This is a genomic window from Aeromonas sp. R7-4 (genome assembly GCF_040908055.1).
Classification (GTDB): domain Bacteria; phylum Pseudomonadota; class Gammaproteobacteria; order Enterobacterales; family Aeromonadaceae; genus Aeromonas; species Aeromonas sanarellii.
Genome location: NZ_JBFODA010000008.1, coordinates 1 through 26,424 on the forward strand (window position 1 = coordinate 1; position 26,424 = coordinate 26,424).

The 26,424-nt window shown below is 64.6% G+C and carries 21 protein-coding genes and 3 tRNA genes; 19 read left to right on the top strand and 5 right to left on the bottom strand.

Translation table 11 applies throughout. From position 1 onward, the window contains the following. Nucleotides 1-2: 2 nt before the first annotated feature. Nucleotides 3-87, bottom strand: a tRNA-Ser gene (locus tag AB5Y72_RS01025). A 270-nt stretch (nucleotides 88-357) separates the two neighbouring features. Next, nucleotides 358-2,094 carry a C4-dicarboxylic acid transporter DauA gene (gene dauA, locus AB5Y72_RS01030; protein ID WP_325783122.1) on the bottom strand — a complete coding sequence of 579 codons (1,737 nt, stop codon included), beginning with the start codon at nucleotides 2,092-2,094 and terminating at the stop codon, nucleotides 358-360. Nucleotides 2,095-2,551: 457 nt separating this feature from the next. Between dauA and AB5Y72_RS01035 the strand changes: the two genes are divergently transcribed. From AB5Y72_RS01035 to AB5Y72_RS01105, 15 genes are all read left to right on the top strand, one after another. After that, nucleotides 2,552-2,627 (top strand) — tRNA-Asn (locus AB5Y72_RS01035). Between the two features lie 2 nt (nucleotides 2,628-2,629). Next, nucleotides 2,630-2,705, top strand: a tRNA-Asn gene (locus AB5Y72_RS01040). Between the two features lie 312 nt (nucleotides 2,706-3,017). Continuing rightward, on the top strand, nucleotides 3,018-4,454 hold the full coding sequence (locus AB5Y72_RS01045) for a circularly permuted type 2 ATP-grasp protein (RefSeq protein WP_325783123.1): 1,437 nt from the start codon (nucleotides 3,018-3,020) through the stop codon (nucleotides 4,452-4,454). Beyond that, the gene (locus AB5Y72_RS01050) at nucleotides 4,448-5,374 is read left to right on the top strand and encodes an alpha-E domain-containing protein (RefSeq protein WP_219144049.1); all 927 of its coding nucleotides are present in this window, start codon (nucleotides 4,448-4,450) and stop codon (nucleotides 5,372-5,374) included. Before AB5Y72_RS01045 ends, AB5Y72_RS01050 begins: the two co-directional genes overlap by 7 nt. Beyond that, nucleotides 5,371-6,171 carry a transglutaminase N-terminal domain-containing protein gene (locus tag AB5Y72_RS01055; RefSeq protein ID WP_368198436.1) on the top strand — a complete coding sequence of 267 codons (801 nt, stop codon included), beginning with the start codon at nucleotides 5,371-5,373 and terminating at the stop codon, nucleotides 6,169-6,171. Before AB5Y72_RS01050 ends, AB5Y72_RS01055 begins: the two co-directional genes overlap by 4 nt. A gap of 31 nt (nucleotides 6,172-6,202) precedes the next feature. Further along, a complete protein-coding gene (locus AB5Y72_RS01060; RefSeq protein ID WP_209791770.1) occupies nucleotides 6,203-6,904 on the top strand; it encodes a peptidase in 702 nt (233 codons plus the stop codon). A gap of 82 nt (nucleotides 6,905-6,986) precedes the next feature. Further along, nucleotides 6,987-7,472, top strand: coding sequence for a YqhA family protein (locus AB5Y72_RS01065; protein ID WP_042075281.1), 486 nt, complete (start codon nucleotides 6,987-6,989; stop codon nucleotides 7,470-7,472). Between the two features lie 118 nt (nucleotides 7,473-7,590). Then, on the top strand, nucleotides 7,591-8,040 hold the full coding sequence (locus AB5Y72_RS01070) for a hypothetical protein (protein ID WP_368198437.1): 450 nt from the start codon (nucleotides 7,591-7,593) through the stop codon (nucleotides 8,038-8,040). Between the two features lie 4 nt (nucleotides 8,041-8,044). Further along, a complete protein-coding gene (locus AB5Y72_RS01075; protein ID WP_368198438.1) occupies nucleotides 8,045-11,014 on the top strand; it encodes a YncE family protein in 2,970 nt (989 codons plus the stop codon). After that, entirely contained in the window at nucleotides 11,014-11,853 is an 840-nt protein-coding gene (locus AB5Y72_RS01080) for an FTR1 family protein (RefSeq protein ID WP_368198439.1), read from the top strand. Before AB5Y72_RS01075 ends, AB5Y72_RS01080 begins: the two co-directional genes overlap by 1 nt. Nucleotides 11,854-11,926: 73 nt before the next feature. Further along, nucleotides 11,927-13,348 (top strand): FAD-dependent oxidoreductase, encoded by a 1,422-nt coding sequence (locus AB5Y72_RS01085; RefSeq protein ID WP_368198441.1) that lies wholly within the window; start codon nucleotides 11,927-11,929, stop codon nucleotides 13,346-13,348. Between the two features lie 168 nt (nucleotides 13,349-13,516). Further along, the gene (locus tag AB5Y72_RS01090; RefSeq protein WP_325783203.1) at nucleotides 13,517-14,089 is read left to right on the top strand and encodes a hypothetical protein; all 573 of its coding nucleotides are present in this window, start codon (nucleotides 13,517-13,519) and stop codon (nucleotides 14,087-14,089) included. Nucleotides 14,090-14,195: 106 nt separating this feature from the next. Further along, nucleotides 14,196-15,461, top strand: a complete 1,266-nt coding sequence (locus tag AB5Y72_RS01095) for a hypothetical protein (protein ID WP_368198442.1) — start codon at nucleotides 14,196-14,198, stop codon at nucleotides 15,459-15,461. Nucleotides 15,462-15,537: 76 nt separating this feature from the next. Next, nucleotides 15,538-17,214, top strand: a complete 1,677-nt coding sequence (locus tag AB5Y72_RS01100; RefSeq protein ID WP_368198443.1) for a hypothetical protein — start codon at nucleotides 15,538-15,540, stop codon at nucleotides 17,212-17,214. A gap of 50 nt (nucleotides 17,215-17,264) precedes the next feature. After that, on the top strand, nucleotides 17,265-18,461 hold the full coding sequence (locus AB5Y72_RS01105; RefSeq protein ID WP_042075266.1) for a Bcr/CflA family multidrug efflux MFS transporter: 1,197 nt from the start codon (nucleotides 17,265-17,267) through the stop codon (nucleotides 18,459-18,461). Between the two features lie 73 nt (nucleotides 18,462-18,534). On the opposite strand, the gene AB5Y72_RS01110 is transcribed toward AB5Y72_RS01105, so the two are convergent. From AB5Y72_RS01110 to AB5Y72_RS01120, 3 genes are all read right to left on the bottom strand, one after another. Continuing rightward, on the bottom strand, nucleotides 18,535-19,101 hold the full coding sequence (locus tag AB5Y72_RS01110) for a pyridoxamine 5'-phosphate oxidase family protein (RefSeq protein ID WP_368198444.1): 567 nt from the start codon (nucleotides 19,099-19,101) through the stop codon (nucleotides 18,535-18,537). An 18-nt stretch (nucleotides 19,102-19,119) separates the two neighbouring features. Further along, a complete protein-coding gene (gene nhaD, locus AB5Y72_RS01115) occupies nucleotides 19,120-20,547 on the bottom strand; it encodes a sodium:proton antiporter NhaD (protein WP_368198445.1) in 1,428 nt (475 codons plus the stop codon). A gap of 132 nt (nucleotides 20,548-20,679) precedes the next feature. Beyond that, nucleotides 20,680-21,153 carry a DUF4357 domain-containing protein gene (locus AB5Y72_RS01120; RefSeq protein ID WP_209791760.1) on the bottom strand — a complete coding sequence of 158 codons (474 nt, stop codon included), beginning with the start codon at nucleotides 21,151-21,153 and terminating at the stop codon, nucleotides 20,680-20,682. 152 nt (nucleotides 21,154-21,305) lie between these two features. Between AB5Y72_RS01120 and AB5Y72_RS01125 the strand changes: the two genes are divergently transcribed. From AB5Y72_RS01125 to AB5Y72_RS01140, 4 genes are all read left to right on the top strand, one after another. After that, nucleotides 21,306-21,986 carry an ABC transporter ATP-binding protein gene (locus tag AB5Y72_RS01125; RefSeq protein ID WP_368198447.1) on the top strand — a complete coding sequence of 227 codons (681 nt, stop codon included), beginning with the start codon at nucleotides 21,306-21,308 and terminating at the stop codon, nucleotides 21,984-21,986. A 21-nt stretch (nucleotides 21,987-22,007) separates the two neighbouring features. After that, on the top strand, nucleotides 22,008-24,446 hold the full coding sequence (locus AB5Y72_RS01130) for an FtsX-like permease family protein (protein WP_368198448.1): 2,439 nt from the start codon (nucleotides 22,008-22,010) through the stop codon (nucleotides 24,444-24,446). After that, on the top strand, nucleotides 24,443-25,510 hold the full coding sequence (locus tag AB5Y72_RS01135) for a lipocalin-like domain-containing protein (RefSeq protein WP_368198449.1): 1,068 nt from the start codon (nucleotides 24,443-24,445) through the stop codon (nucleotides 25,508-25,510). Before AB5Y72_RS01130 ends, AB5Y72_RS01135 begins: the two co-directional genes overlap by 4 nt. Nucleotides 25,511-26,083: 573 nt before the next feature. After that, nucleotides 26,084-26,424: cold shock domain-containing protein (locus tag AB5Y72_RS01140; RefSeq protein ID WP_368198450.1), on the top strand; the 341-nt coding region annotated here is incomplete at its 3' end.

Below are 26,424 nucleotides of genomic sequence, written 5' to 3' on the forward strand. Positions count from 1 at the left end.
GGCGGTGAGGGAGGGATTCGAACCCTCGATACGTTGCCGTATACACACTTTCCAGGCGTGCTCCTTCAGCCACTCGGACACCTCACCAAATTTTCACTTCTTTGAAGTGGCTTTTGGATCACGCGATGCGTGCTTCTTGCCAACTTCTTCGGTGGGCAGCCCTCGGGCACCGCACCAAAGTTCTGTCTGTGATTTAACGTGTTCAGCCAACACGAGTTCGTTGCGCCGTTGCGCTGGAACGGGGCGTAATGTAAGGGATAGGAGCGGGCCGGTCAATCCTATTTTTTATCTTTTGCCACTGATTGCTCAATTAGCGAACCAAGTGACTAAAAAGATGCCGTTTCCTATCCCTTTCCATCAATTTTCAACCGCTTCGTGCAAATGTTCCCCTCGCATGGCCTCTTCCAGCGAGCCGTAGAACTCCAGTTCCCCCGCTACCGGGCGCACCTTGGCCCGTGCCAGGGTCTTGAGGGGCTGGAACTGCAGCTCGGCCACCTTGAGCCGGACACCCGCCTTGGCCATCCGTCTGGCAAACTGCTGGAAGGCAGAGAGGCCCCCTGCATCCAGGATGGAGACCGCCTCCATCTGCAGGATCAACTCGTCGTGATCCCGCACCTGAGCCAGCAGCTCGTCGAAGACCCGCTCGGCGGCGGCAAAGAACAGGGGACCGTTGATCTTGTAGATCAGGGTCTTGGCCTGTACCTCGCCGGCATAGCGCTTGTGCTCCGCCAGGTTGTGCAGCCGGGTCATCTTCGCAATTTCCCGCATGAACAGCAGCGAAGCCAGGATCACCCCGAAGGTGATGGCGATGACCATGTCGAAGATAACCGTGAGAGACAGGCAGACCAGCAGCACCAGCACGTCGGACCTGGGGGCCCGGCGCACCAGATCCACCACCTTGTGGGCCTCGCTCATGTTCCAGGCCACCAGCAGCAGCAGGGCCGCCATGGCAGAGAGCGGCAGCCAGGAGAGCCAGGGGGCCAGCACCAGGATGGCGGCCAGCACCACCAGGGCATGGACGATGCCGGAGATGGGCGAGGTGGCCCCGGCCCGCACGTTGGCGGCGGAACGGGCGATGGCGGCCGTCGCCGTGATGCCGCCGAAGAAGGGCGCCAGTATGTTGCCAAGCCCCTGCCCCACCAGCTCGCCGTTGGAGCTGTGCTTGCGACCCGTCATGCCATCCAGCACCACAGCGCAGAGCAAGGATTCGATAGCACCCAGCATGGCCATGGAGAAGGCGGCGGGCAGCAGCCGCTCGATGGCGGCCAGGTTCCACTCCACCGGCGCCCCGTCCGGTCCCGGCAGGGCCCAGGGCATCACCAGGGTCGGCGCTATGGGGGGGATCCCCATCCCCTGGGTGCCATCGGCCAGGGTGTAGCTGAACTTGCTGCCTATGGTAGCCACGTCCACCCCGAACTGATGCAGGCCAAAGCCCAGGCCCACCCCCACCAGCACGGCGGGCAGGTGGCCCGGCACCGGCAGCCGCAATCTGGGCCAGAGCAGCAGCACCGCCAGGGTGGCCACCCCAACTAGCGTGTCACCCCACTGCCAGCTGGGCAGGGCATGGGCCAGCGCCTGCACCTTGCCCAGGTAGGTCTCAGGCATCTCGGGTACCTGCAGGCCGAAGAAGTCCTTGATCTGCAGGGTGGCGATCACGATGGCGATGCCGCCGGTGAAGCCCAGGGTGACCGAAGGCGGAATGTACTCGATGAGGCGCCCGAGCCGCGCCATCCCCATGGCCACCAGGAAGCAGCCCGAGATCAGGGTGGCCATCAAGAGTCCCCCCACCCCGAATTGCTGGGACACCGGGTAGAGGATCACCACGAAGGCGGCGGTAGGGCCCGAGATGGAGAAACGGGAACCCCCGGTCACGGCGATCACGATGCCGGCGATGATGGCGGTGTAGAGGCCGTGCTGGGGCGGCACGCCGCTGGCGATGGCCAGCGCCATGGCCAGCGGGATGGCGATGATGCCGACCGTGATGCCGGCGATGAGGTCGCGGCCGAAACGCGCCACGCCATAGGGTTCGTCGATGCAGGATTGGCGCAATGCGATAGCCAGCTTCACGCCTTGTAAGGAAGCTTGATTGTGCATGTCTAGGGTAATACCAGAAGAAGGAGACAAAGGCCGGGGTGAACCGGCACCCGATCATCATCAAGGGCCGGCAGAGCTGTCGACGCGGCGATGGTATCCTGAGCAACCATACCCGAGCCGACCCGATAATTCGATGGGCGGGATCAAGAAATGGACATGAGCGCGCAATATTGTCGCCTATCCCCTGTATTTGCGCGCCGTTTCCCGCCAACTGCGGCCGCCCTCCGTACTGTTTCTCTCAAGAAAAACCCTGACCTGCACCTCTGGATGAAGGAGGGAACGCACAGGCGTGCATGTTCCCGCAAGGGCATCTCAAGCTGCTGATTGTGCTGAAAATAGTCCACAGCGACCAAGTTTTGGACAAACAGGCCAAAAAGCCATTTTTTACGCAAGCCATCGGGTTGACACCCGTCCCTCAGGCCATTAATATCCGCCCCGTCTCGACGAGACAGGCAATTCCTCCTTAGTTCAGTCGGTAGAACGGCGGACTGTTAATCCGTATGTCACTGGTTCAAGTCCAGTAGGAGGAGCCAATTCCCTCGTAGTTCAGTCGGTAGAACGGCGGACTGTTAATCCGTATGTCACAGGTTCAAGTCCTGTCGAGGGAGCCATCTTCCAAAGCCCAGCCTTATGGCTGGGCTTTTTCATTTCCCCTGCCCCGCCTCGGGGCAAGGGCGGTCGCCTCCCACGCCCGCCTCCCGATGCGCTCGTCCCTTGCCATCGGGTCCTGCCGCCACAAGATGGCGCAGGCATACCCTCCATGGGGTACCACTCTGGTGCACCCTCGGCCATCCACTGATGACAGAAGAGTCATCCATATGATTTTTCGATAAAATTTTAATAATACAGGCCTCGGTAGCGACTCAATTGGCTGGCACACCCCTTGCAATTCCTGAGATCAGGGACGTCACAAGGAGTTGCCTATGCTACCCATCAAGCCCCCCGGACCCGGTTGTTACGACGAGATGCTGCTCGCCAACAACCAGTTTCGCGATCATTACCACGCCTACCTGTCGTGGCTGCACCAGACCGACGAGAAGAGCATAGAGCGCAAGCGTGAGGAGGCCGATCTGCTGTTTCGCCGGGTCGGCATCACCTTCAACGTCTACGGGGATGGGGACGGCGCCGAGCGCCTCATCCCGTTCGACAGCATTCCCCGCATCATTCCCGCCCGGGAGTGGCAACATCTGGACAAGGGGATCCGCCAGCGCGTCACCGCCCTCAATGCCTTCTTGCACGACATCTATCACGATCAGCGCATCCTGAAGGCGGGAGTGATCCCGGCCGCCCAGATCCTCACCAATGCCCAGTACCAGCCCTGCATGCAGGGGGTCGACCTGCACCGGGACACCTATGTCCACATCACCGGGGTCGACATCATCCGCAACCACGACGGTGAGTACTATGTGCTGGAGGACAACCTGCGCACCCCCTCCGGGGTCTCCTACATGCTGGAAAACCGCAAGATGATGATGCGCCTCTTCCCGGAGCTGTTTCACAACCAGCCCATCGCGCCGGTGGAGCGCTACCCGGCCCTGTTGCTCCAGACCCTGCGCGAGAGCAGCCCGGTGGACAACCCCTGCGTGGTGGTGATGACCCCGGGGCGCTTCAACAGCGCCTACTTCGAGCACAGCTTCCTCGCCCAGCAGATGGGGGTAGAGCTGGTGGAGAGCGCGGATCTCGTGGTCAAGGATGGTCAGGTGCTGATGCGCACCACCACAGGGCTGAAAAGGGTGGATGTCATCTATCGCCGCATCGACGACGACTTCCTGGACCCCCTCGCCTTCAACCCGGACTCCCTCATCGGCGTGCCGGGCCTGCTCTCTGTCTACCGCGCCGGCGGCGTGGTGCTGGCCAATGCCATCGGCACCGGGGTGGCGGATGACAAGTCCATCTACCCCTATGTGCCGGAGATGATCCGCTTCTATCTGGGGGAAGATCCCATCCTCAACAACGTCCCCACCTGGCAGTGCCGCGAGCCGGCGGCCCTCTCCCACGTGCTGGCCAATCTGGAGGATCTGGTGGTCAAGGAGGTCCATGGCGCCGGCGGCTACGGCATGCTCATCGGCCCCTGCGCCAGTCGCGAGGAGCTGGCCCGTTTTCGCGAGCTGCTCAAGGCTCGGCCGGACAACTACATCGCCCAGCCGACCCTCTCCCTCTCCACCTGCCCGACCTTCGTCGACGCCGGCATCGCCCCCCGCCACATCGACCTGCGCCCCTTCGTCCTCACGGGGCAGGAGCTGCGCCTGGTACCGGGCGGCCTGACCCGGGTCGCCCTCACCGAAGGCTCCCTGGTGGTCAACTCCTCCCAGGGTGGTGGCACCAAGGACACCTGGGTCATGGAGGGCAACCCATGCTGAGCCGCACCGCAAGCGAACTTTACTGGATGTCCCGCCACCTGGAGCGGGCGGAGAACACGGCCCGCATGCTGGACGTCACCCAGACCATGTCGCTGATGCCCTCCATCGACGCCGATCACAGCGAGCTGGTGGCGCCTCTCACCATCAGTGGCACCCACGAGCCCTTCCTGGCCCGCTACGGCCAGGTGAACATGGAGAACCTGCTGCAATTCTTCTGCTTCGACGAGGAGAACCCGGTCAGCATCTTCAGCTGTCTGCGCATGGCCAGGGACAACGCCCACGCGGTGCGGGGCAAGATCCCGGGTGAGGTGTGGGAGAGCATCAACGCCGCCTGGATAGAGATCCGTCGGCGGCGCCAGGCGGGCCTCTCCAGCGGCCAGGCCCAGGAGTTCTTCGACTGGATCAAGGAGCGCTCCCACCAGTTTCGCGGCGCCACCTATGGCACCATCATGCGCGGTGACGTGCTCTGGTTCCTGCGCCTTGGCACCTTTATCGAGCGGGCCGACAACACGGCGCGCATCCTGACCGTGAAGTATCAGGTGATCCGGGAAGACGAGGACAGCGTGCGCGAGTTCTACCGCTGGAACGCCCTGTTGCGGTCAGTGGGCGCTTACGAGGCCCACCAGACCCTCTACAAGACGCTCTCCCACGCCTCCATCGCCGAACTGCTGATCCTGCGCAATGAAGTGCCGCGCTCCTTGCGCGCCTGCCTCGACGAGATGGAGCTGATCCTGGCCCAGATCGAGGGCAACGCCGGTCAGACGCCACGGCGTCTCACCACCATACTCAACGCCCATCTGACCTATGGCACCATCGACGATGTCTTTGCCCTCGGCATGCAGGCGTACCTGAGGGATTTCCTCAGCGACATCGGCGCCATCGGCCAGAGCATCCACGCCGCCTACCTGGAGGTATTATGAGACTCATCATCGATCACCAGACCCGCTACCACTATGCCGACGTGGTGCGCCGCAGCACCCAGTACCTGCGCCTGACTCCCCACAGCACGGCCCGCCAGCAGATCCTCTCCTGGGAGCTGGAGCTGCCAGGGGAGGCCACCTGCACCACGGACGGTTACGGCAACATACTGCACGTGCTGAGCCTGGAGTCCCCCCACGAGGGGATCCTGATCCGCGCCCACGGGGAGGTGGAGATCCGCGACGACGCCCCGGAGGATGAAGAGAGCTCTCTCATCTCCCCCCTGAGCTACCTGAGGCCCACCGCCCTCACCCGCCCGACCCCGGCCCTGCAGGATCTCGCGAAGGCCTGCCTGCCAGAGGAGCCGACCCTGGCCGACTTGCAGAGCCTGATGGCACGCATCCTGGTGCTGATGCCCTATCAGCCCGGCAGCACGGACGCCACCTTCAGCGCCGACGAGGCCCTCGCGTCGGGCAGCGGCGTCTGCCAGGACCACACCCATGTCTTCCTGACTTGCTGCCGCCACGCCTGCCTGCCGGCCCGGTACGTGAGCGGTTACCTCTACAGCCAGGACAACAGCCACGTGGCGATGCACGCCTGGGCCGAGGTGTGGATTGAGGCGCGCTGGCACACCTTCGACGTCACCAATCTCACCAGCTCCACCAGCGAGCACCTGAAGCTCGCGGTCGGCATGGATTATCTGGATGCCTGTCCGGTGCGCGGCGTGCGCTATGGCGGCGGGTGCGAGCAGTTGCAGAGCCAGGCGCAGGTGACCCGCCTGGATGGACAGCAGCAATGAAGGCCGGGAGAGCCCTGGCGGGAGCGCGGTCATGACCTATTGCGTCGCCATGTGCCTGCAAGACGGCATGGTGTTTGCGTCCGATTCGCGCACCAATGCGGGGGTGGATCACATCGCCACCTTCCGCAAATTGCACCTCTTCACCGGGGAAGACAGGGTGCTGGTGCTGCAAAGCGCGGGCAATCTGGCCACCACCCAGAGCGTCATCAGCCTGCTGACACAGGGGCAGGAGCTCCTTGCCCTCCCCAGCCTCTACGAGGCTGCCGCCCTCATCGGCCAGACCATACGCACCGTCATCAGCCGGGATGGGGGTCAGCAGCAGGGCCATATCAACTTCGGCTGCAACATACTGCTGGGGGGGCAGATCCGGGGGGAGCGCCACCGCCTGTTCCACATCTATCCGGAGGGCAACTTCATCGAGGCGAGCGCCGACACCCCCTACTTCCAGATTGGTGAGAGCAAGTACGGCAAACCCATCCTCGATCGCATCATCCACCATGAAACGCCGCTTCAGACCGCCCTGCAGTGCGCCCTCATCTCCATCGACTCGACCCTGCGCAGCAATCTGTCGGTGGGCTTGCCCCTGGACGCCCTGGTCTATGCCGAGGGAAGCTTCTCGGCGGCACACCTGCACCGCATCACCGAACAGAACCCCCACTTCGTGGCGCTGCGAAAGGCCTGGGGCGAGGGGTTGCAGCAGCTGTTTCGGGGCCTCCCCACCTTTCCCCTCTAGGCCGGGCGGGGAGCGCCCAGGCGCTTTCCCGCTCCTTTATTTCCGGATATTCTGGCTGCCTTCCTTTTCGATGGAGTTTCCCATGCGCCGCTTCAACGTCATGCTCAACGGCAGCCGATTGATGATGTTCCCCTTCTATGTCTGCATCCTGATCTGTGTCGCCCTCCTGATGGTGAAGTTTGCCATGCAGCTCTATGTGCTGTGCCGCGACATCATCGACATCCACTACCTGGATCTCATCACTGGGGTACTCACCCTGGTGGACTTCGTGCTGGTGGCCCAGATGCTGATCCTGGTGGCCATCTGCGGCTATGTGCAGTTCATCAAGACCCCGGAGCAGCGGGCGGCCCTGGGCGACAACTGGCTCAGCAAGATCAACTTCGCGTCCCTCAAGCTCATCGTCATCAACTCCCTGGTCACCATCGCAGGCATCGAGGTGCTCAAGGCCTTTCTCGACGACGGCACCGGCAACGAGACTGAGATGAAGTGGTCGGTCATCGTGTTTCTGGCCTTCTCCACCGCGGCACTTATCTATGCGGTGACCGAGCGGCTGGCGGATCACAAATAGGGCCCCATTTCATTCAGGATCTATTCATCAAGGGTCGAATTGATAACTCTTTTCATTACTCTTCCCCCATTGTAAACTTGCCCGCCCCGGGTTGAAGCGCCCGGGTGCTGGAGCACCCATGACGAGTCTTTCCCTCTCACCGCGACAATGCTGGCAATGGCTGGCCTATCATCATCAGGCGGCCGAGGGCGCCCTCTACCTGATGTTTTTCTCCGGCCTGCTGCTGTGGGAACCCCTGACCCCGGTCTGGTCCCTGGCACGCTGGAACCTGTTTTTGCACGTTGCCCTCTCTCTCACCCTGTTCCCCCTGCTGTTCGGTGCCTTCTGGCTCTCCCATCGCAGCCTGCTGCGCAAGAGCCGCAAGCCTTTCCTGCGCACCACGGGGCGCATCATCGAAGCCTTGCTGCTGGTGTGCCTTGCCAGCGGCCTGCTGCTGGTGCTGCACGGCACCCCGGGGGATAGCCTCGGCAACCTTGCCAGCTGGGCCCACTGGCTGAGCGCGCTCGCGTTGACGCCCCTGGTGCTGCGCCACGCCTGGCGCTGGACCATCTTGACATGGCGCACCTGATCTTATGTTGAAGTTGTTGTTATCCCTGATGTTCGCCGCCCTGCTGCTGGGGACCGCCTCGGCCCAGGAGATGGGCAGCGCCATGCTTGCCTATGACGAGGGGAGCGCTCCGCGCCTCGTCACCGCCAACCAGAGTGCCGGCTCCGTCACCCTGCTTGAACGCGACAGCGGCAAACGGCTCAAGGAGGTGCAATTGGGGGGGGATCTGCGCCAGCTGGCCCGCGCCGATGACGGCACCCTGCTGGTCACCGATTACAGCGGCGCTCGCCTGCTGCTCTTGGATGATGATCTCGACCTGGAAAAGGCGATCCCCACCGGCCATAGACCCTATGGCGTCATCTTCGACCCCAGGCGGCGCTGGTTCTGGGTCACGCTGTTCGAGGCAGGCCGCCTTCAGGCTTATGACAGGGCGGGCAACCTCCAGCTGGATGCAAAAACCGCCGAGACTCCCCGCGGGCTGGCATTGACCGACGACGATCGCCTGCTGCTCACCCACGCCATGACAGGCCAGCTCGCCATCTATGATCTCGCCAAGCTTGAGAAGGACGCTAAGGGGGCTACTCTGCCCAAGCCCAGGCTCATCACCCTGGCGGAAACCCACAGCGATACCCCGAGCGACTCCCAGGGCTTGCCGCGCCTGCTGGACGGCATCGCCCTCTCCCCCGATGGCAGCGAAGCCTGGCTGCCCCACGTGCTCTGGAGTTTCGATCACCCCTTCCAGTTTCAGAGCACCGTCTTCCCGGCCGTCTCCATCATCGATCTCGATGAAGAGAAGGAGCGGGTCGATGAAAGAAAACAGCTCTTCTTGCAGATCAACCTGCCCAGCGTCGGCAACCGCAGCCAGATCGTCTCCAACCCGTTCGCGGCGCGCTTCGCCGCCGATGGCAAGCGGGTCTACCTGACCCTGGCGGGTTCAGAAGACTTGCTGGTGTTCGACCTGTCGCGCAGCGGCAAATCCAACAACAACCGCCACCGCCGCAAGAAGTTTCAGGGGGGTGCCAAGGCGACCCAGCTCTTGCGTCACCTGCCTGGCCAGAATCCGCGCGATCTGCTGATCGATGGCGACCACATCCTGATCCACAACGTCATGGGGCAGGATCTCACCCGCCTCAATAGCGGCGGCAGCGGCCCGTTTGCCCGGGTCACCGTGGATGTGCCCCACTTCGCCAAACTGGTAGAGACCGATCCCCGTCCCGCAGCGCTCAAGCGCGGTGAGCGGTTGTTCAACCTCGGCAACACTGCCGCCAACAGCCGCTTTCCCATGGCGGGGGACAACTGGATGAGCTGCAACTCCTGCCATCTGGACGGGTTCAACTTCACCAACCGCTATCTGATGGCGGCCCATCGCCAGCAGAGCGGCGACAACGCCATCAACGGCCACGCCAACCTCGCCAACATGGTGGCGGGGGACTTTATCGGCGAATACCTGCGCATGACCCAGCAGACCCAGGGCGGCATGGGCCATGACACCCGCGATGGGGCCGAGCCGGTCGACCCCGCGAGGCCCCATCCCGAGGTGCAGGCGATGATGGAGGATCTGCACGCTTTCGTGACCAGTGACGGCAACCTCCCCTATCTGGCCAACTGGCTTAGGCTCGATGCCCCGCGCAGGGATCCTGCCAAGGCGCCGACCACTCATCCCAAGGAGTGGCTCAACTCCGCCTCCTGCCAGAACTGCCACCAACAGGCGTTCCAGGACTGGAGCGAGAGCAACCACCGGCTGATGGGCAACTCCCACCCCTACTACAAGGTGGTGCAGGCATTGGCCCGCGAAACCGAGGGCGAAGCCTTCGGCCAGTGGTGCCAGGGCTGTCACATGCCCCAGCAGGTGCTGAACGGCCAGACTGATCTGCCCAAGGGCTCCCACATGTTCGAGCAGGGCGGTGCCTCGCTCATTGCCGCCCATCAGAAAGGCGAACCCGTGGTGGAGGAAGGGACCGGCTGCGTGCTCTGCCATCGCATCACCCGGCTCGAGGATGCCGGCGGCAACAGCGCCTTTACGGTCAATTTGAAAGACCGCGAGAGCTATGTGTTCGAGGATGCCCCGGGGGGCAGCCTCCAGCACTGGCTGGCCGAGCGGCAGATCAATGCCCGCCCCGCCATGCACAAGGCCTCCTACCAGAAGGATTTCTACCGCGACGCGGCCCTGTGCAAGTCCTGCCACAACGAGTTTGCCCCGGGCACCGGCGCCAATATCGTCAACACCTGGGACGAGTGGGAGAATTCCAGCTTCGCCAAGGCGGAGGATCCCGCCAGGCGGCGCACCTGCATCGACTGCCATATGAACCCGGAGCCGGGCAACGGCGGCGCGCCGGTGGCCGGCCAGTCCACCGAAAACGGCACAGTGAAAGAACGGCTCTATCGCCACAACTTTACCGGCGCCCAGCATCAGCTGGTGGGGCTGCGCAACCCCGACCTTGAGCAGGAGAGCCTGGCGCTCTTGCGCTCAAGCGCCACCCTCTCGGCCCGCATTGAAAACCAGAGCGGCCAGCCCGCGCTGGTGGTGAGAGTCGCCAATACCGGCGTAGGCCATGCCCTGCCCACCGGGGTGGCCGATTTTCGTGAACTCTGGCTGGAGCTGACCGTCACCGACGCCAGCGGCAAGCTGGTGCTTGAAAGCGGCCAGCCGGTGAACGGCGCCGTCCCTGAGGATGCACGGCTATTTAGAAAGGTGTTCGGCGATGCCGAGGGCAAGCCGGTGGGGCTCAAGTTCTGGCGCTACGCCAAACTCCTGGAAGACACCCGCATTCCGGCCGATGGCTGGCGCGACGAAGCCTGGCCGCTACCCGCAGATGCCCAGGGGCCCTTCAAGGCCGATATCAGACTCAATTTCCGCACCTACCCCAAGTGGGTCAGTGATGCGGTGCGCGCCGCCGAGCCGAGCTTGCCGGCGCCACCCATAGTGCAACTCAATCGGCTGCAACTGACCCTGCAGCCCCTCCCCGTCACGCCCGATACGGAGCCTCAATCCTGATGTTCGCAAGTTTTCTCATTACCCTGCGCGAGGGGCTGGAAGCCTTCCTGCTGGTCGGCATCTGCCTCTCCTACCTCGCCAAGCTGGGGGCGAGCCGCTACAACAAGTTCATCTATCTGGGGGTGGGCCTCGGTCTTGTCGCCTCCCTCGTCGTCGCCTTCCTGTTCCAGGTGGTGGTGAGCCAGTTCGAGAGCGAGCGCTACAACCACCTCTTGATGGCGGGGATCCTGATCTTTGCCACCCTAGTGCTCACCTATATGGCGATCTGGATGCAGAAGCAGGCCAAGTCCCAGGTGGGGGCCATGACGGCGCGCATCGATGCCGCCATCGACGGTGGCAACCTGTTTGGCCTGGTGCTGCTCGCCTTCCTGGCGGTGATGCGCGAAGGCTTTGAAACCGTGCTGTTCTTCTCGGCCCTGGTCTACTCCGGGCAAGGGGTGGATCTGCACCAGGGGCTGATGGGGGCGCTGGCGGGGCTGCTGGTCTCTGTGGTGCTGGTGTGGGGGCTGCTGCGCTCCACCCGCAAGGTGGCGCTGGCCCCCTTCTTCCGCTGGACCGGCCTGCTCATCATCATCATCGCCGCGGGGCTGCTCTCGTCCGCCGTCAACATGTTGCAGGCGGCGGACGTCATCACCTTCTGGACCACGCCTGTGTTCAATATCAGCCATGTGCTCGACGATCAGGGGGTCTTCGGCACCTTCCTGCGCGCCCTGTTTGGTTACAATGCCTCGCCGGCCGGCCTGCAGTTGCTGACCTGGGGCGCCTATCTGGCCATCTTCGTCACCCTCTGGCATCGCAGCTATCGCCCGCAGGGGAGCGCCGCCCCGGCCAGGGGCTGAGCCCGGGGATCACACTCTGTTCGGGAGCCGCGCACAGGCGCGCTCCCAGCTATCACGCCGTTTCGGAACATTCATGAGCGACAACAAGAAGAAAATTGCGGTGCTGGGCGCCGGCCCCGCCGGTCTGATGGCCGCCTGGCGCCTCTGCCAGGCCGGTTTTGCGGTCACCCTGTTCGAGCAGGAGCCGGTCGTCGGCGGCATGTGCGCCACCCAGACCTTCAAGGGGCGCGATGGTGACTATCGCTTCGACTACGGCGGCCACCGCTTCATCACCAAGAACCCCGAGCTGCTCGCCTTTATCGATGAGCTGATGGGGGACGATCTGCTCCACGCGATGCGCAAGAGCGTGATCCGCTTTGGCGGGCGCACCTATGACTACCCCTTGAACCTGCCCAATTTGCTCAAGACGGCGCCGCTCGCCCTGATGGCCGGGGCGGTGAAGGATCTGCTGCTGTTGCCCTTTGCCAAGAAGCCCACCGATTTCGCCAAGGCGAGCTTTGCCGAGTGGATCCAGAGCCACTTCGGCCGCACCCTCTACCGCCAGTTCTTCGAGGGCTATACGGCGAAGCTGTGGGGCATCAACCCGGACAAGCTCTCCGCCGACTGGGCCGGCCAGCGCATCAGCCTGATCGATCTCAAGGACGTGGCGCGCCGCCTGCTGCCAAGGCGCAGCGGCAACCTCTCGGTGCGCACCTATGCCCGCAAATATCGTTATCCAAAGTATGGCTTTGGCCAGATCTTCACCACCCTGGGGGAGCGGCTGGTGGCCGAGGGGGTAGAGCTCAAGACCGGCGCCACCATCACCCGCCTCGCGCAGGCTGATGGCCGCATCGAACGGGTCTATTGGCAACAAGGCGGTATCGAACAGAGCGAGCACTTTGATCAGGTGATCTCCACCCTGCCGCTGCCACTGACCTGCCGGCATCTGGGCTTGCCGTGCGATCTGCACTACCGGTCGCTTCGCTTCGTCAATATGCCGCTCAAGCAGGAGAACCTGTCGGACAACACCTGGCAGTACCTCTCCGACCCCCATATTCTGGCCACCCGTCTGCAGGAGCCGCGCCGGCGCAGCCCCTTTATGGCGCCCCAGGGGCAAACATCCGTGATGCTGGAGATCCCCTGCAATCCGGGAGATGCCACCTGGCAGGCACCGCTCTCTGATCTGCGCGGTCGGGTCACCGCCGGTCTCGCCAGCCTCGGTGTCGATACCCAGAAGCTGGGCGATGAGACCTTCGAGGCCCGCAGCGAGTACGCCTATCCGCTGATGGATCTCGGCTATCAGGCGCGCCGCAACGAAGCCATCCAGTCGCTGATGCCGATCACCAACCTCATCATGACCGGCCGTCAGGGGACATTTCGCTACATCTTCACCGACACCGCCATGGAGATGGGACTGATGGCCGCCGACATGGTGATCGACGGGGTGGACAGACGTCACGCCATCTTCAATCATCGCAACGAAAACACCGTGATCGAAACCCAGAGCGTGGCATAGCAACAGGAACAACCCCCTCCCGGCCTCCCCCTTCGAAAGGGGAGGTGCTTTACCGACGTTGTCGGCAAGGCGATCTGCTCCCTCCCCTGACAAGGGGAGGGTCGGGGTGGGGTCCAACGGATCAGGACTGGCGCCATGCCGCCAGGACAAATCAACAAGGAGAACAGGATGACCATACGCCACGGCTTGATCGCCCTCGCGTTGCTGACGGGCCCGCTGCTGACCCTCAGCGGACAGGCGCAGGCTTACTCCTACGCCGCCGCCGGCAAGGAGCCGCTGATAGACGCCCGCGAGGCGCTGCTGGGCGCCGCCACTGACGGCAAGGATGCCAGCACCACCTTGGGCGACATCGCCGAGGAGCTGACCTATCTGGAGGAGCACCACAAGGTCGAGCTGCAAGCGCCCTTGGCTGCCGCCATCAAGGCCAAAGACACCGCAGCCACCGCCGCCCTGCTCAACCGGGCCTACAAGGCCGAAATAGAGCGCCGCCTGGAGGGGGCCAGCCAGAATCTTGGCGACTACCAGAGCGCCAAGGTGCTGGTGGTCAAGAGCAAGCGCTTCCTGGACCTCATCCTCCCCTCCCTCGGTGAAGGGGATCGCAAGACCGCCGAACAGGCGCTGGCCAGGGTGCTGGACGCCATCGGCAATCCGGGGGTGTTCGGGGTGGGCGCCAAGCCTGCCGATCCGGCCGCCTTCGCCGAGGCGGAAAAGGCGCTGATGGCCGTGCTGGCGCCGCTTTGATGACCTCTCATCGATGACGACGGCCCCCCTCATCCCCGACCCTTCTCTCGCAAGGGGGGAAGGGGGGCGTCACCACGGCCGATTACGCTTCGCTAATCGACCCTACTTGCTGCTTCTGCTGCAAGGGGTCTGGCTCGGCTGGCTGCTGGCCTTCCCGGTGGCCCTCGATTCCGACGACGCCCTCAACTTCGCCCACGGGGTGGTGCGCTTCAGCGTGCTGGAGTTCTCTCCCCACTTTCCGGGCTACCCCGCCTTTATCTGGCTGGCGCGGCTGATCAATCTGCTGGTGGACGAGCCCGCCCGCGCGGTGCAGTACACCAGCCTGCTGGGTAGCAGTTTGCTGGCGCCGCTCGCCGCCTGGCTGGCGGTGAAATTGTGGCAACGGCCAAGCCTGCTGGCGCCGGTCTGGCTGCTAGTGCTGGCCCTGCCGCTCACCCCGACGCTAGCGCTCTCCGGCCTCTCGGACGGGCCGGCGCTCGCCGCCTGGTTGGGGACACTGCTGGCCTTGCAGCAGCGCAGAATTGCGCTGGCGGGTCTGTTACTGGGCCTCATGCTGGCGCTGCGCCCCTCCTACTTCGTGCTGGCTCTGCTGCCCCTTTGGCTCGGGATGGCGCAGAAGGGAACGCGCGTCAGGTTTGTGCTTCCCATCGCGCTGGTGGGGCTCGCCAGCCTGCTGTTTGTCTGGCAGGCCGATGGCTGGGCCTATTTCAGCGAGGGGCGCCGCTTTACCGACGGTCACTTCACCCTGTGGGGCAACACGGCGGCGGCCCACGGCGATCGGCTGCTAAGCTGGACGAACACCTTCAACGATCAACTGACTCCGCTCTGGCCCCTGATGATGGGGGCCTTGCTGGTTCTACCGCTCTGGCAGCGCTCAAAAGGCAAGACTGCCGCCCTCTTCCCCTGCTGGACCCTCTACTGGCTTGCCCTGCTGCTCTGGACCCTGTTTGGCCAGAACCCGGACAATCCCCGCCATCTGGCGCCCATTACCCTGTTCGGCCTTGTGCTGCTGACGGGCAGGCTGCCACACCGGGGCGAGCTGCCGGCCATGGCGGGAGCCCTGTTGCTGCTCTGCACCACACTCACAGCGCCAGCGCCGCCCGCCATGGTGCAGGCCGCACGGCTGGCCGAGCAGGCATGCCCGGCCCTGGTGACCCAGTGGGGGGTGAGGTTGCTGCGCGAAACCACGGCCCTGCCGGTCACCGACGGCTGGTACCAGGGGGATGCCAGGCTTGCGCTCACACGAGGGGCCTGTCGCCTCAGCCGCCGCCCTCTGGCGGCAGGGGATCTGCCCGGCTCTTATGACGCCGTCTGGTTTGTCCCCCGTTTTCACGCCGAGCCCGGCCTCTGGCTCGCCATCCCGCGTCCATAGCCCGCCGGGCGGCGCATCCTGGTGTCATCCGGCTCGACTACACTCACTGCGCATGGGAGAGGCGGGGAGAAGAGGCATGCAGGTAGGCAAGGAGTGGGGACTGGCAGCCCTGGTGCTGACACTGGCCAGCGCACTGCTGATGCTGCCGCTCTGGTTGCAGGGGGGCAGCCAGGGGCACGATCTGTTTCATCATCTGCTCTCCGGCCACTATTTTGCCCGCCAGCTCTGGCAGGGGGAGCTCTATCCCCGCTGGCTGATGGCCATGAACGGCGGCTTCGGCAGTCCCACCTTCTTCTTCTATCCCCCGCTCCCCTACTACGCCAGCGCCCTGTTTGCCGGCCCGCTTGCCCCCGCCCAGCAGGCCGTCTACCCCCTGCTCGGCAGCGCTACCCTGGCGCTGCTGCTCTCCGGCATGTTTGCCTATCTGTGGCTGCGTGCCACCACTTCCCCTGGCCGGGCCCTGGCGGTGAGCCTGCTCTGCCTGATCCTGCCCTATCACGTCGCCATGGATCTCTATGCCCGCTTCGCCCTGGCGGAGTTCTGGGCCTTCGCCTGGGCCCCCCTCATCCTGCTTGGCCAGGATCTCGCCCATCGCGGCCGACGCCAGGGGCTCCCCCTGCTGATCCTGGGGCTGGCGCTGCTGGCCTTCTCCCACCTGCCCAGCCTGCTGCTGATGATGGGGCTGGTCAGCTTGCGCGCCCTCTGGTTCGCCTGGCGCACCCGTGCCCTGCGTCCCTGCAGGCTCGCCCTCTGCGCCCAGGGGCTGGCGCTCTGCATGGCGGCCGCCCTGCTGCTGCCCGCCCTGGCGGATCAGGGAGCCATTTCCATGGAGCTGATGCGCGGCGGCATGTTCGACTATAGGCGCAACTTCCTCGACCGTTTGCCCTCGGGCTGGGGAGACTGGCGCTTTCGCGGCCACCTGGCGTGGCAGAGCGTGCTGACCATGGCCCTGCTGCTGCTCGCCTGGGCCGCCGCCCGGGAGCCACGTCACCCCGAGATCGCCTGCTGGGGGGCGATCGGGGTCGCCGCCTTCCTGATGATGCTGCCCCCGAGCCAACCGCTCTGGAGCCTGCTGCCCCCCCTGCAGCGGGTGCAGTTTCCCTGGCGGCTGAACCTTGTCCTTGCCCTCGCCACGGTCGCCGTGGTGGCCCTGGGCACCCCGTCCCATCGCCCCTGGCAGGGGCTCTGGTGGGGCCTGCTCCTGCTGACGCTTCTCTCCACCCTGGCCTACGTGCGCCACGCCCCCCTCACCCAGGCCCCCACCCGGACGGCCATGGCGTTCGAGTTCGACAGCAAGCGCAGCGCCCGGGAATACAGGCCGAGGCAGGTCCCGGGGGGCATGTTCGCCCCGACCCTGCTGGCCTGGAAGGAGGAGTTCCAGCCCCCGGTGAGCGCCGAGCCTCCGGGGGCCCGCTGGGAGCTGGATCGCTGGCAGCCCAGGGAGCTGGCCCTCAGGGTGACGGCCAGGGTGCCGACCCGGCTCGTCCTGCACCAGTACCATTACCCCGGCTGGCAGGCCTGGCTGGACGAGCGCCTGATGCTGACGGTGAGCGCCAATCCCCAGGGTCTGATGCAGGTCTGGGTACCGGCGGGCAGCCACAGCCTCACGCTGAGGCTTGCGGCCCGCTGGCCGGAGCGGGCGGGCAATGCCCTCTCGCTGCTCGGGTGGCTGGCCTGGATCCTGCTGCTCTGCCGGCCCGCCCCCCGGGCGGCGCCGGGGCAGGATGAGCCTGCCCAAGCCCGCCAAAGCTGATAGACTGATCACCTGCTCCCTTGGCCTCTTGCCCACGACACGGATACTCTATGCCTCAAGCCAGCTCCCTCTCCCCCCGTTTTCTCTTCATTCTGCTCGGTGCCCTGGCGGGCCTGACCCCGCTCGCGGTGGACATGTACCTGCCCGCCATTCCAGCCATCGCCCGGGATCTGGCCACCAGCATCGACGGCGCCCAGCTCACCATCAGCGCCTTCCTCGGGGGCTTTGCCATCGGCCAGCTGTTCTACGGGCCGCTCGCCGACAGCTTCGGCCGCAAGCCGGTGATCCTGGCGGGCCTGACGATGTTTGCCGTGGCCTCGGTGGGCTGCGCCATGGCCGACTCCCTGCCCGAACTGCTCGCCTGGCGCATGCTGCAGGCCGCCGGCGGAGCGGCGGGATCCGTGGTGGTCAACGCCCTGCTGCGCGACCTTTTCGAGAAGGATGCGTTTTCCCGGGCCATGTCCTTCGTCATCCTGGTGATGACGCTCGCCCCCCTGGTAGCCCCCGTGGTGGGGGGCTACATCAGCGCTCACGCCGACTGGCGGGTGATCTTCTGGCTGCTGGTGGGGATCAGCCTGCTCATCTGCGTGGTGATGCAGTGGAAGATAGAGGAGACCCTCAAGCCCGAGCACAAGCAGCCCCTGCGGCTCGGCCAGGTGCTTGGCAACTACTGGGGCGTGCTCTCCCACCGCGGCGCCATGGGCTATGTGCTGTGCGGCGCCCTGTCGAGTTCGGGCATGTTCGCCTTCCTGAGCGCCTCCCCTTACGTCTATATCGAGTATTTCAAGGTGCCGACCGAGCACTACGGCTGGCTGTTCGGCCTCAACATCCTGCTGATGATGGTGGTCACCTTCGTCAACAGCCGCCTGGTGAAAGGGGTGGGCGCCGAGCGCATGCTGCAATACGGTCTGACGGTGCTGCCGCTGGCCGGGGCCCTGCTCATCTACAACGCCTGGAGCCAGACCGGAGGCCTGTGGGGCATCGTCATCCCGGTGGTGCTCTTCGTCGGCCACATCAGCCTGGTGGGGGCCAACGCCATGACCGGCCTGATGGGCCACTTCCCCCAGTCTGCGGGCACCGCCTCGGCGCTGGCGGGCACCCTGCGCTTCGGCATCGGTGCCCTGGTGGGCGTGCTGGTCAACCTCAATCCGCCCGAGTCCCCGCTGCCCATGGCCGTCGCTATCGCCGGCTGCGGTCTGGGCTCGGCGCTCTGCTACTGGCTGCTGACCGGCAAGGGCCGCGCCTGAGGCGGCGTCGCTGCAGTCCCAAAAAGGAGCCCTGTCCACGGACGGGGCTCCTTGCATGGAGGCGGGCTGACCTTCAGGGGGCCGGCGGCAACCCGCTGCGCAACAGGATCTCGCTCTCCAGCCCATCCAGGCTCACCTGGTTCTTCTTGCGCCAGTAGGCTGCGATCCCCTCCTGCCCCTGGCGGGTCGACCAATTGGCGAGATCCTCCCTGTCCCCCTGATAGTCAAACAGGGGCACCGACATGCCGCAGGAGGCCTGGACCCGTTCAATGTCCAGCAGGAAGATCTGGCGAGCCGCGACGCTTGGGGGAAAGCGTGCCAGCGCTGCCGCCCAGTCGCCGTCCCCCCGGTGCAGCACCCGCGCCCGGCCATAGGCCCGCAGAATAAGCGGCGCCCCCTCGAAGGCGCAGAACATCACCGTCATGCGCGGATTGTGCAGCACATGGGCCGCCGACTCGTTGCCGCTGCCGGTCAGATTGAGCCAGGACAGGGTGTTGGCATCGAGGACGCGCAGCGAGTCCCCGCCCTTGGGGGAGACGTTGACCGTGCCCTCGCCCGCCGCCGTGCCGACGAAGAAGATCTTCTGCGCCTCGATGAAGGCCACATGGCGCGGCGAGAGCCCCCCGAACAGTTGTCCCATCTTCCCTCCTCAAATCCCTCAGAACAGGGCGCTGTTGAGCCACAGATGCGCCCCTATGCCGACCATATAGCCAAGCAGTATGGCGGGTAACCACTTGAGGTGGCCGACAAAGGTATACATGCCCCTGGCCTGCCCCATCAGGGCCACCCCGGCGGCGGAGCCGATGGAGAGCAGGCTGCCCCCCACCCCGGTGGTCAGGGTCACCAGCAGCCACTGCCCCGTGCTCATCTGCGGCTCCATGGAGAGCACGGCATACATCACGGGGATATTGTCGATGAGGGAGGAGAGCAGGCCGATGGTGACGTTCGCCAGGGTCGGATCCCCCTGGTAAAGCAGCTGGGAGGCGAGCGCCAGATAGCCCATGAAACCGAGCCCGCCGACACACATCACCACCCCGTAGAAGAAGAGCAATGTGTCCCACTCCGCCTTGGCTATCTTGTTGAACACGTCGAACGGCACGATGGAGCCGAGGCGCAGCAGCCTGGCCTCGTCGCCGGTGCGCTCGTACAGCGCCCGTTCGCGAGCCAGGGAGACGGGCTGGGTCTTGCGCAGGTAGAAGCCGAAAAACTGCAGGTAGCCGAGCCCCGTCATCATGCCGAGCACGGGGGGCAGCGCCAGGAAGTGATGGCAGGCGACGGCAGTCACTATGGTGAGGAGAAAGAGCAGCACTATGGTGAGGGCCCCGCGCCTGAGCACCAGGGCCTCTCCGGACATGGCGGGCACCAGGCGTGGCACCATCAGGCTCATCAGGCTGGCCGGCACCAGGAAGTTGAGCAGGGCGGGGAGGAAGAGCAGCAGAAACTGCGTGAAGGAGACCTTGCCCGCCTGCCACACCATCAGGGTGGTGATATCGCCAAAGGGGCTGAAGGCGCCGCCCGCATTGGCCGCCACCACTATGTTGATGCAGGCCAGGTTGATGAAGCGGCGCTCCCCGTTGGCCACGTTGAGCACCACGGAGCACATCAGCAGCGCCGTGGTGAGGTTGTCCACCACGGGGGAGATGAAAAAGGCGAGAAAACCGGTGAGCCAGAACAGAGTCCGCAGGCTGAAGCCCGCCTGCACCAGGCGCACCCGCAGCACGGCGAACAGCAGCCTGTCCTCCATGGCATTCACATAGGTCATGGCCACCAGCAAAAAGAGCATCAGCTCGGCATACTCCAGCAGCGTCTGCCGAAAGCCCGCCTGCGCCAGCGGGCTCAGCCCCTGCCCCGCGTAGACCAGGCCGATGACTATCCAGATGATGCCGGCGGCCACCAGCACGGGCTTGGATTTGCGCAGCTTCAGGTACTCTTCGGCCATCACCAGGGCATAGGCCAGGGCGAAGAGGGCGAGGGCAAAGAGGCCGATGGCGGTGTGCGTCAGGTTGAGGGGGCCGCCTTCGGCGAAGGCGGGGGCACAGAACAGGGCCAACACGGGCAGGGGGGCGAGGCGCAGGAGTCCAGACATGGGTGCTTCTCTTGAGAACCGTCTGGCATTGAGGCTAGCAGCACAGAGGGAAGCCGCCCTCCCCCTGCCATCTGACCTGCCCAGGGCGGGCGCTCACATCAAGGGAGCGAGGCCCGGCACCGGGCCCCGTCGTCAGGGCGCCTTCTTGCCAAAGCCGGATTGCTTGAGGGTGTAGCCTGCGCTGTTTTGCCAGGCATCCAGGCCGCTTCGGTTGTTGCCCGCCACCAAGCTGGCGGCCAGGCTCGGGCTGTTGAACAGCTGATCGGCGGTGAAGACGAAGCCCCCTTCGGGGCGAGGGCTGAGTACCCCCTTGCCCAGGAGCTCCTGGCGCAGCTCGATCACCGCCTCGCGCAGGGAGGCGGCATCCTCGCCGTTGGCGGTGGAGCCCGCCTGCACCATGAAGCCGGGGTTCTGCCGCTTGCCCACCGGATAACCGTGAGCCTCGGCCCCCTTGCCGTTGAAGTGGTAGAGCTCGCGCTCCCCCGGCTTGTTGTCGGAGAGCGCCTTTTGCAGGGTCATCAGCTCGTTGTAGATATCGATGGGAACCACGGCAGCCTGCTTGACGCCCTTGCTGTCGACGATAAAACTGACTTGCTTGTGTAACATCCTTGCTCATCCTGTGACCCATGGAGGGCCCTATTCTAACCACCACAGGCGAGCGGGATCCAGCGAGGATCCTCAACCCTTTTGCAGGCGCGATCACTAACTGGCATAGTGACTGACATTGTGAAAGCCATTGACCATCAACCGGTTATCCCATGCTTAGCCTGCGCAACCTCAGTAAACGCTTCGCCAGCGGCGGCGAGACGCTCCCCCTGTTTGCGGGGCTGGATCTCCAGCTCGCCGCTGGGGAAACCTGCCTGCTGCTGGGGCAAAGCGGCTGTGGCAAGTCCACGCTGCTGAACCTCATCGCCGGCCTCATCGCCCCGGACGAGGGGGAGATCTGGCTGGGACAGACCCGTCTCGACACCCAGCCTGCGGACGAGCGGGCCCGGCTGCGGGGCCGCCATTTCGGCATCGTCTATCAGGATTTCAACCTGCTGCCGACCCTGACCGTGGAGGAGAACCTGCGCCTGCCCCTGGAGATCAACCACCTGCCCCGGGACGACGCACGCCTCGATGCCCTGCTCGAGCGCCTTGGCATGAGCCACAAGCGCCACGCCTGGCCGGAGCAGCTCTCCGGCGGCCAGCGCCAGCGGGTGGCGCTGGCCCGGGCCCTCATGCACAGACCCCGGTGGCTGCTCGCTGACGAACCCACCGGGAGTCTCGACGAGCACAACGCCGAGCAGGTGATGGCCCTGATGATGGCGGCGGTGCGCGATACCGGCGCAGGCCTCCTGCTGGTGAGCCACAACCCGGGCTATGGCGCCCTGGCGGATCGGGTGCTGCGCCTGGAGGGGGGCCGGCTGGTCGAGCTCAAGGGGCACCGCCATGAGTGACGCCCGCCGCCCGGGGGCGCCATGCTGCCGCTGAAGGCGCTGCTGCGCCTCTATCGCGCCCACCCCTGGCTGCTGCTGATGAGCCTGGCCGGGCTCACCCTCGGGGTCACCCTGGTGGTGGCCATCGAGCTGCTCAACCACAGCGCCCGCACCAACTTCGTCGCCGCCCGCAGCCAGCTCGCCGGGGAGGCCAACTACCGGCTGGCGCCCCGGGGCGGGCTGGATGAGCGGCTCTACGTGCACCTGGTGCGAAGCCAGCCGGGCCTTGATGCCATGCCCGAGCTGCACGCCTGGCTCAAGGACGCGCAGGGGCGCAGCTTCCAGCTCCTGGGTATGGATCTCTTCAACCCCGGCCCCTTGCGCCGACTCTTTGGCGAGCAGCCGACACGCGAACCCGATTTTTCCTTGAGCCGCGCCGACAGCGTCTGGCTCGCGGCCCCCGAGGCCAGACGTCTCGACTGGCAGCCGGGCCAGTCGCGGACCTTTGTGCTGGGCGACGAGTCGAAGCGCCCCCTCACCCTCACCCTCACCCTGGCGGGCACCTTCGAGCCCGGCGTCATCCCCATGGAGCGGCTGCTGGTGACCGACATCGGCCTCGCCCAGCCCCTGCTTGGCAAGGCCGGAAGGCTGGATCGCATCGTCTTCAAGCTGAGCGACGCGCAGGCCACTGCCTTGCAAAGTGCCTTGCAGGCCGCGCAGGGATCCGAGTTCCCCCATCAGCCGCTCTGGCTCGAACCCATCAGCCCGGCCCTCGATGCCAGCCAGCTCGGCGATGCCCTGGCGCTGAACCTTACGGCGCTCTCCCTGCTCGCCATGGCGGTGGGGCTCTTTCTGGTGTTCAACGCCCAGCGCTTCGTGCAGAGCGTGCGCCGCCCCCAGCTGGCCCAGCTCATCATCCTGGGCATGCCGCCGCGCCGGGTGCTTGGCTGGCTCATCCTGGAGCTTGTTATCCTCGCCACCCTCGGCATCCTGCTCGGGCTGCTGCTGGGAAGCCTCCTGGCCCTGACCCTGATGGGGCAGCTCACCCAGGCGCTGGCCGACCTCTACGGCCCCAACCCCATCGATATGCTGCGCCTCTCCCCGACCAGCCTCATCAAGGCGCTGCTGATAGGCCTGGCTGGCACCCTTGCCGCCAACCTCCCCGGCTGGTGGGCGCTGCTGCGCCAATCCCCCCTGGCGCTTCGGGAAGGAAACAGCCGCCCGCCGGCTCACCCCTGGCAACGCCGGGGGCTGGCCATCGCCATCCTGCTGCTGTGCGCCCTCTGCCTCTTGTTGCCGCAAACGGGGCTCGGCGGCGCCCTCTTCGTCGCCGGCGGCTGGCTGCTGGCCATGGCGCTCGCCCTGCCCGATGTGCTGCGCGCCGTGCTGGGACGGCTGAGATCCCGCCCCGGCGGCCCCCTTACCGCCCGGCTCGCGGTGGCCGAGACCCAATACCATCTGGATCGCACCGCCATCGCGGTGATGGCGCTGCAACTCGCCATCGCCGCGGCCATCGGCATCGGGGTCATGGTGTCGAGCTTTCGCTCGAGCGTGGAGATCTGGCTCGGCCAGCGTCTGGCCGCCGATCTCTATGTCAGCGCCCCCAGAGGGGTGGCGGGCAACCGCGGCGCCCTGGGCGAGCAGACTCTCAACACCATTCTTGCTGCGCCAGACGTGCGCGCCGCCTCCCGCCGCGCCGTGCATCCCGCCCGCTGGCAGGGGCAGCCCATTGAGTGGGCACAGATGGACTTTATCCCCGAGCTCAAAACCGCCTATCCGCTGCTGGCCGGGCGCTGGCCCGCCGCCCCCGACGAGGTGCTGGCGAGCGAACCGCTGACGGTGCGCCTAGGGGTCAGGGTGGGGCAGACACTCGAAGTCACCGGCGAACAGGGCCCAAGGGCACTCACCGTCACCGGTGTCTATCAGGATTACGGCAGCGACAAGGGGCAGATACTGCACGCCTTCGAGGACGGGGCCGTGCAATCCCTCGCCCTCTTTAGCAACCAACCGGAGCGCCTCGCCGATCGCCTGCGGGCGCAGTTTGGTGAGGGGGTGAACCTCCTGCCCGCCCCCGCCATCCACGCCGCAGCCCTTAAGGTGTTCGACCAGACCTTTGTGGTGACCGAGCTGCTGAAATTGCTGATCCTGGGGATCGCCTTCGTCGGCATCGGCTCGGCCTTCATGGTGCTGGGGCTGGCCCGGCGCGGCGAGTTGCAGACCCTGCAGAGCCTTGGCCTGAGCCCCCGCCACTGCCGCCGGTTACTGGTGTGGCAGGGGGCGGGATTGGGGCTGCTCACCGCGCTGTTGGCCCTGCCGGTGGGCTATGGCCTTGCCTGGGTGCTCATCGAGGTGGTCAACCCCCGCGCCTTTGGCTGGCGGCTGGCCTTCGAGGCCGCCCCCTTGCACGCCGTCACGGCGCTCCTGCTCGCTCCCGTCTTTGGCGCGTTCGCCTCCTGGTACGCCGCAAGGAGAGTGGTATGAAAACATTCAACATCTGCTCGCTGGCGCTGATCTGCACCCTGTATGGCACCGGGATCAGTGCCAACGATCTGGGCGCCATCCTGGGTGGCAGCAGCGATCACTTCAAAAAGGCCCTGCCGGGTCAGTCCATCCGCCTGCCCGCGGATCACGGCGCCCACCCCGACTACAGATCCGAGTGGTGGTATCTCACCGGCAACCTGAAAGACGAGCAGGGACGCGGCTACGGCATGCAGTGGACCCTGTTCAGGCAAGGCATCGAGCAGGAGATAAAATCCGACAACCCCTGGCTCACACCCCAGCTCTGGCTGGCCCAGTTCACCATCACGGATGTGAGCAAAGGCAGCCACCAGCAGGACGAGCGCACCAGCCGCCAGGGGCCGGGCCTCGCCGGTGCCAGCGGCGGTGAGTATTGGCTGAAAGAGTGGGTGCTGGCCTCTGAAGGAAAATCGCTCTTTCCCGCCACCTTGAAGGTGCAGAGCAAGGCGGGGACTCTCGACCTCAAGGTGAGCGCCGCCAAGCCGGTGGTGCTGCAAGGCGAAGCGGGTTACAGCGAGAAGAGCCCGGGCAACGCCTCCTTCTACTACTCCTACCCGCGCCTGAACCTGAGCGGCACTTTGACCCTGGAGGGGGAGACCCGCACCGTCACCGGCCAGGGCTGGTTCGATCACGAGTGGAGCAGCTCGGTATTGGCCGAGTGGCAATCGGGCTGGGACTGGTTTTCGCTCCAATTTGAAGATGGTCGCGAGCTGATGCTGTTTCGCCTGCGCACTAAAGCGGGCCGCCCTGAGCCGGAGAACCGCTACGGCATTCTGATTGAGCGAGACGGCAGTAGCCGGGTGCTGAGCCCAGATCACATCCACCTCACCCCGGGCAAGACCTGGCGCGGCCCCAAGGGGCAGCCCTACCCCATCGAGTGGCAGCTGGCAGCCGCCGATTTGAATCTCGTCATCAAGGCCCGCCAACCCAATCAGGCCATGACGGGGCGTTTTGACTACTGGGAAGGGGCGGTCTCCGTCTCGGGAGACGCCAAGGGCGTCGGTTATCTGGAGATGACGGGGTATTGAACCCAAGGCCTCCCCCATTTTCTCGCTGCGTCTCTTTTTTGTGTTGCGGGGCGAAGTCTACGCCCCGTTACCATCTCTACGGTTTGGTTCTGAGACAGCCTCCCAATAACAGCCATCACCAAATTTCCTGCCCCCTCCAATTTCTGGTCCCCATCAAAAATACTCACCAAACCACACCCAAAGTAAAACGTTTTGCTCAACATAGACTGCTGCACTTGGTACCCTGTCCATGCGACCCTCATAGCCCTAAAGGCAGCCAGGGAGCGGCGATGGTTCGTACCTCTTCAATCGGTTAACCGCAGCACAACGGAGGCTATATTCCGTGCGGTAGCCGTGTGATTTAATGAGTAATGAAATAGGACTGGACACCAGTAAACATCTTTGTCTGATAGTTAGGCAGGGGGTCATATATCCACAACATCAAGATTGAATGTGGTATACGATATAAAAATCACAGTGAGACCTTTCTCTATATAGAAAGCATCTAGGGACACAAGAATAAAAAATCACTTTCTTTGTCAATCCCTCGAACATTAACACAGTCAATTCAACATTCGACACCCAGGGAAGAAAATGAAAGGAAAAATTACTCAATGGAATGATGACAAGGGCTTTGGATTTATTACGCCAGAAGATGGTTCAGAAAAAACATTCTTTCATATTTCTGCTGTAAGCCCCAAAGACAGAAGGCCACAGATTAATGACGAGGTATTGTTTGAGACTGAAACCGATAGTCAGCGACGAGTGAGAGCTACAGAAGTTTACTATGAAGGTTGGACTCTTCGTCCTATCACACAGCCTTCCAAACAAAGCCATCGTGCTAAGGAAGGTGCGAATAAGCGGGGAAATTCTTCTCGGCTGACTCAGTTTCAGTTTGAGCCGATCTTTTCTCCCGTAAATGCCTTGAATCAGCC

Excerpts from the sequence above, each read along its gene's own strand:
- AB5Y72_RS01050 (WP_219144049.1), top strand. The coding sequence starts at position 4,448 with ATGCTGAGCCGCACCGCAAGCGAACTTTACTGGATGTCCCGCCACCTG.
- AB5Y72_RS01130 (WP_368198448.1), top strand. The coding sequence starts at position 22,008 with ATGCTGCCGCTGAAGGCGCTGCTGCGCCTCTATCGCGCCCACCCCTGG.
- AB5Y72_RS01090 (WP_325783203.1), top strand. The coding sequence starts at position 13,517 with ATGACCATACGCCACGGCTTGATCGCCCTCGCGTTGCTGACGGGCCCG.
- AB5Y72_RS01045 (WP_325783123.1), top strand. The coding sequence starts at position 3,018 with ATGCTACCCATCAAGCCCCCCGGACCCGGTTGTTACGACGAGATGCTG.
- AB5Y72_RS01135 (WP_368198449.1), top strand. The coding sequence starts at position 24,443 with ATGAAAACATTCAACATCTGCTCGCTGGCGCTGATCTGCACCCTGTAT.
- dauA (WP_325783122.1), bottom strand. The coding sequence starts at position 2,094 with ATGCACAATCAAGCTTCCTTACAAGGCGTGAAGCTGGCTATCGCATTG.
- AB5Y72_RS01100 (WP_368198443.1), top strand. The coding sequence starts at position 15,538 with ATGCAGGTAGGCAAGGAGTGGGGACTGGCAGCCCTGGTGCTGACACTG.
- AB5Y72_RS01070 (WP_368198437.1), top strand. The coding sequence starts at position 7,591 with ATGACGAGTCTTTCCCTCTCACCGCGACAATGCTGGCAATGGCTGGCC.
- AB5Y72_RS01105 (WP_042075266.1), top strand. The coding sequence starts at position 17,265 with ATGCCTCAAGCCAGCTCCCTCTCCCCCCGTTTTCTCTTCATTCTGCTC.
- AB5Y72_RS01075 (WP_368198438.1), top strand. The coding sequence starts at position 8,045 with ATGTTGAAGTTGTTGTTATCCCTGATGTTCGCCGCCCTGCTGCTGGGG.
- AB5Y72_RS01060 (WP_209791770.1), top strand. The coding sequence starts at position 6,203 with ATGACCTATTGCGTCGCCATGTGCCTGCAAGACGGCATGGTGTTTGCG.
- AB5Y72_RS01085 (WP_368198441.1), top strand. The coding sequence starts at position 11,927 with ATGAGCGACAACAAGAAGAAAATTGCGGTGCTGGGCGCCGGCCCCGCC.
- AB5Y72_RS01055 (WP_368198436.1), top strand. The coding sequence starts at position 5,371 with ATGAGACTCATCATCGATCACCAGACCCGCTACCACTATGCCGACGTG.
- AB5Y72_RS01065 (WP_042075281.1), top strand. The coding sequence starts at position 6,987 with ATGCGCCGCTTCAACGTCATGCTCAACGGCAGCCGATTGATGATGTTC.
- nhaD (WP_368198445.1), bottom strand. The coding sequence starts at position 20,547 with ATGTCTGGACTCCTGCGCCTCGCCCCCCTGCCCGTGTTGGCCCTGTTC.
- AB5Y72_RS01125 (WP_368198447.1), top strand. The coding sequence starts at position 21,306 with ATGCTTAGCCTGCGCAACCTCAGTAAACGCTTCGCCAGCGGCGGCGAG.
- AB5Y72_RS01080 (WP_368198439.1), top strand. The coding sequence starts at position 11,014 with ATGTTCGCAAGTTTTCTCATTACCCTGCGCGAGGGGCTGGAAGCCTTC.
- AB5Y72_RS01110 (WP_368198444.1), bottom strand. The coding sequence starts at position 19,101 with ATGGGACAACTGTTCGGGGGGCTCTCGCCGCGCCATGTGGCCTTCATC.
- AB5Y72_RS01120 (WP_209791760.1), bottom strand. The coding sequence starts at position 21,153 with ATGTTACACAAGCAAGTCAGTTTTATCGTCGACAGCAAGGGCGTCAAG.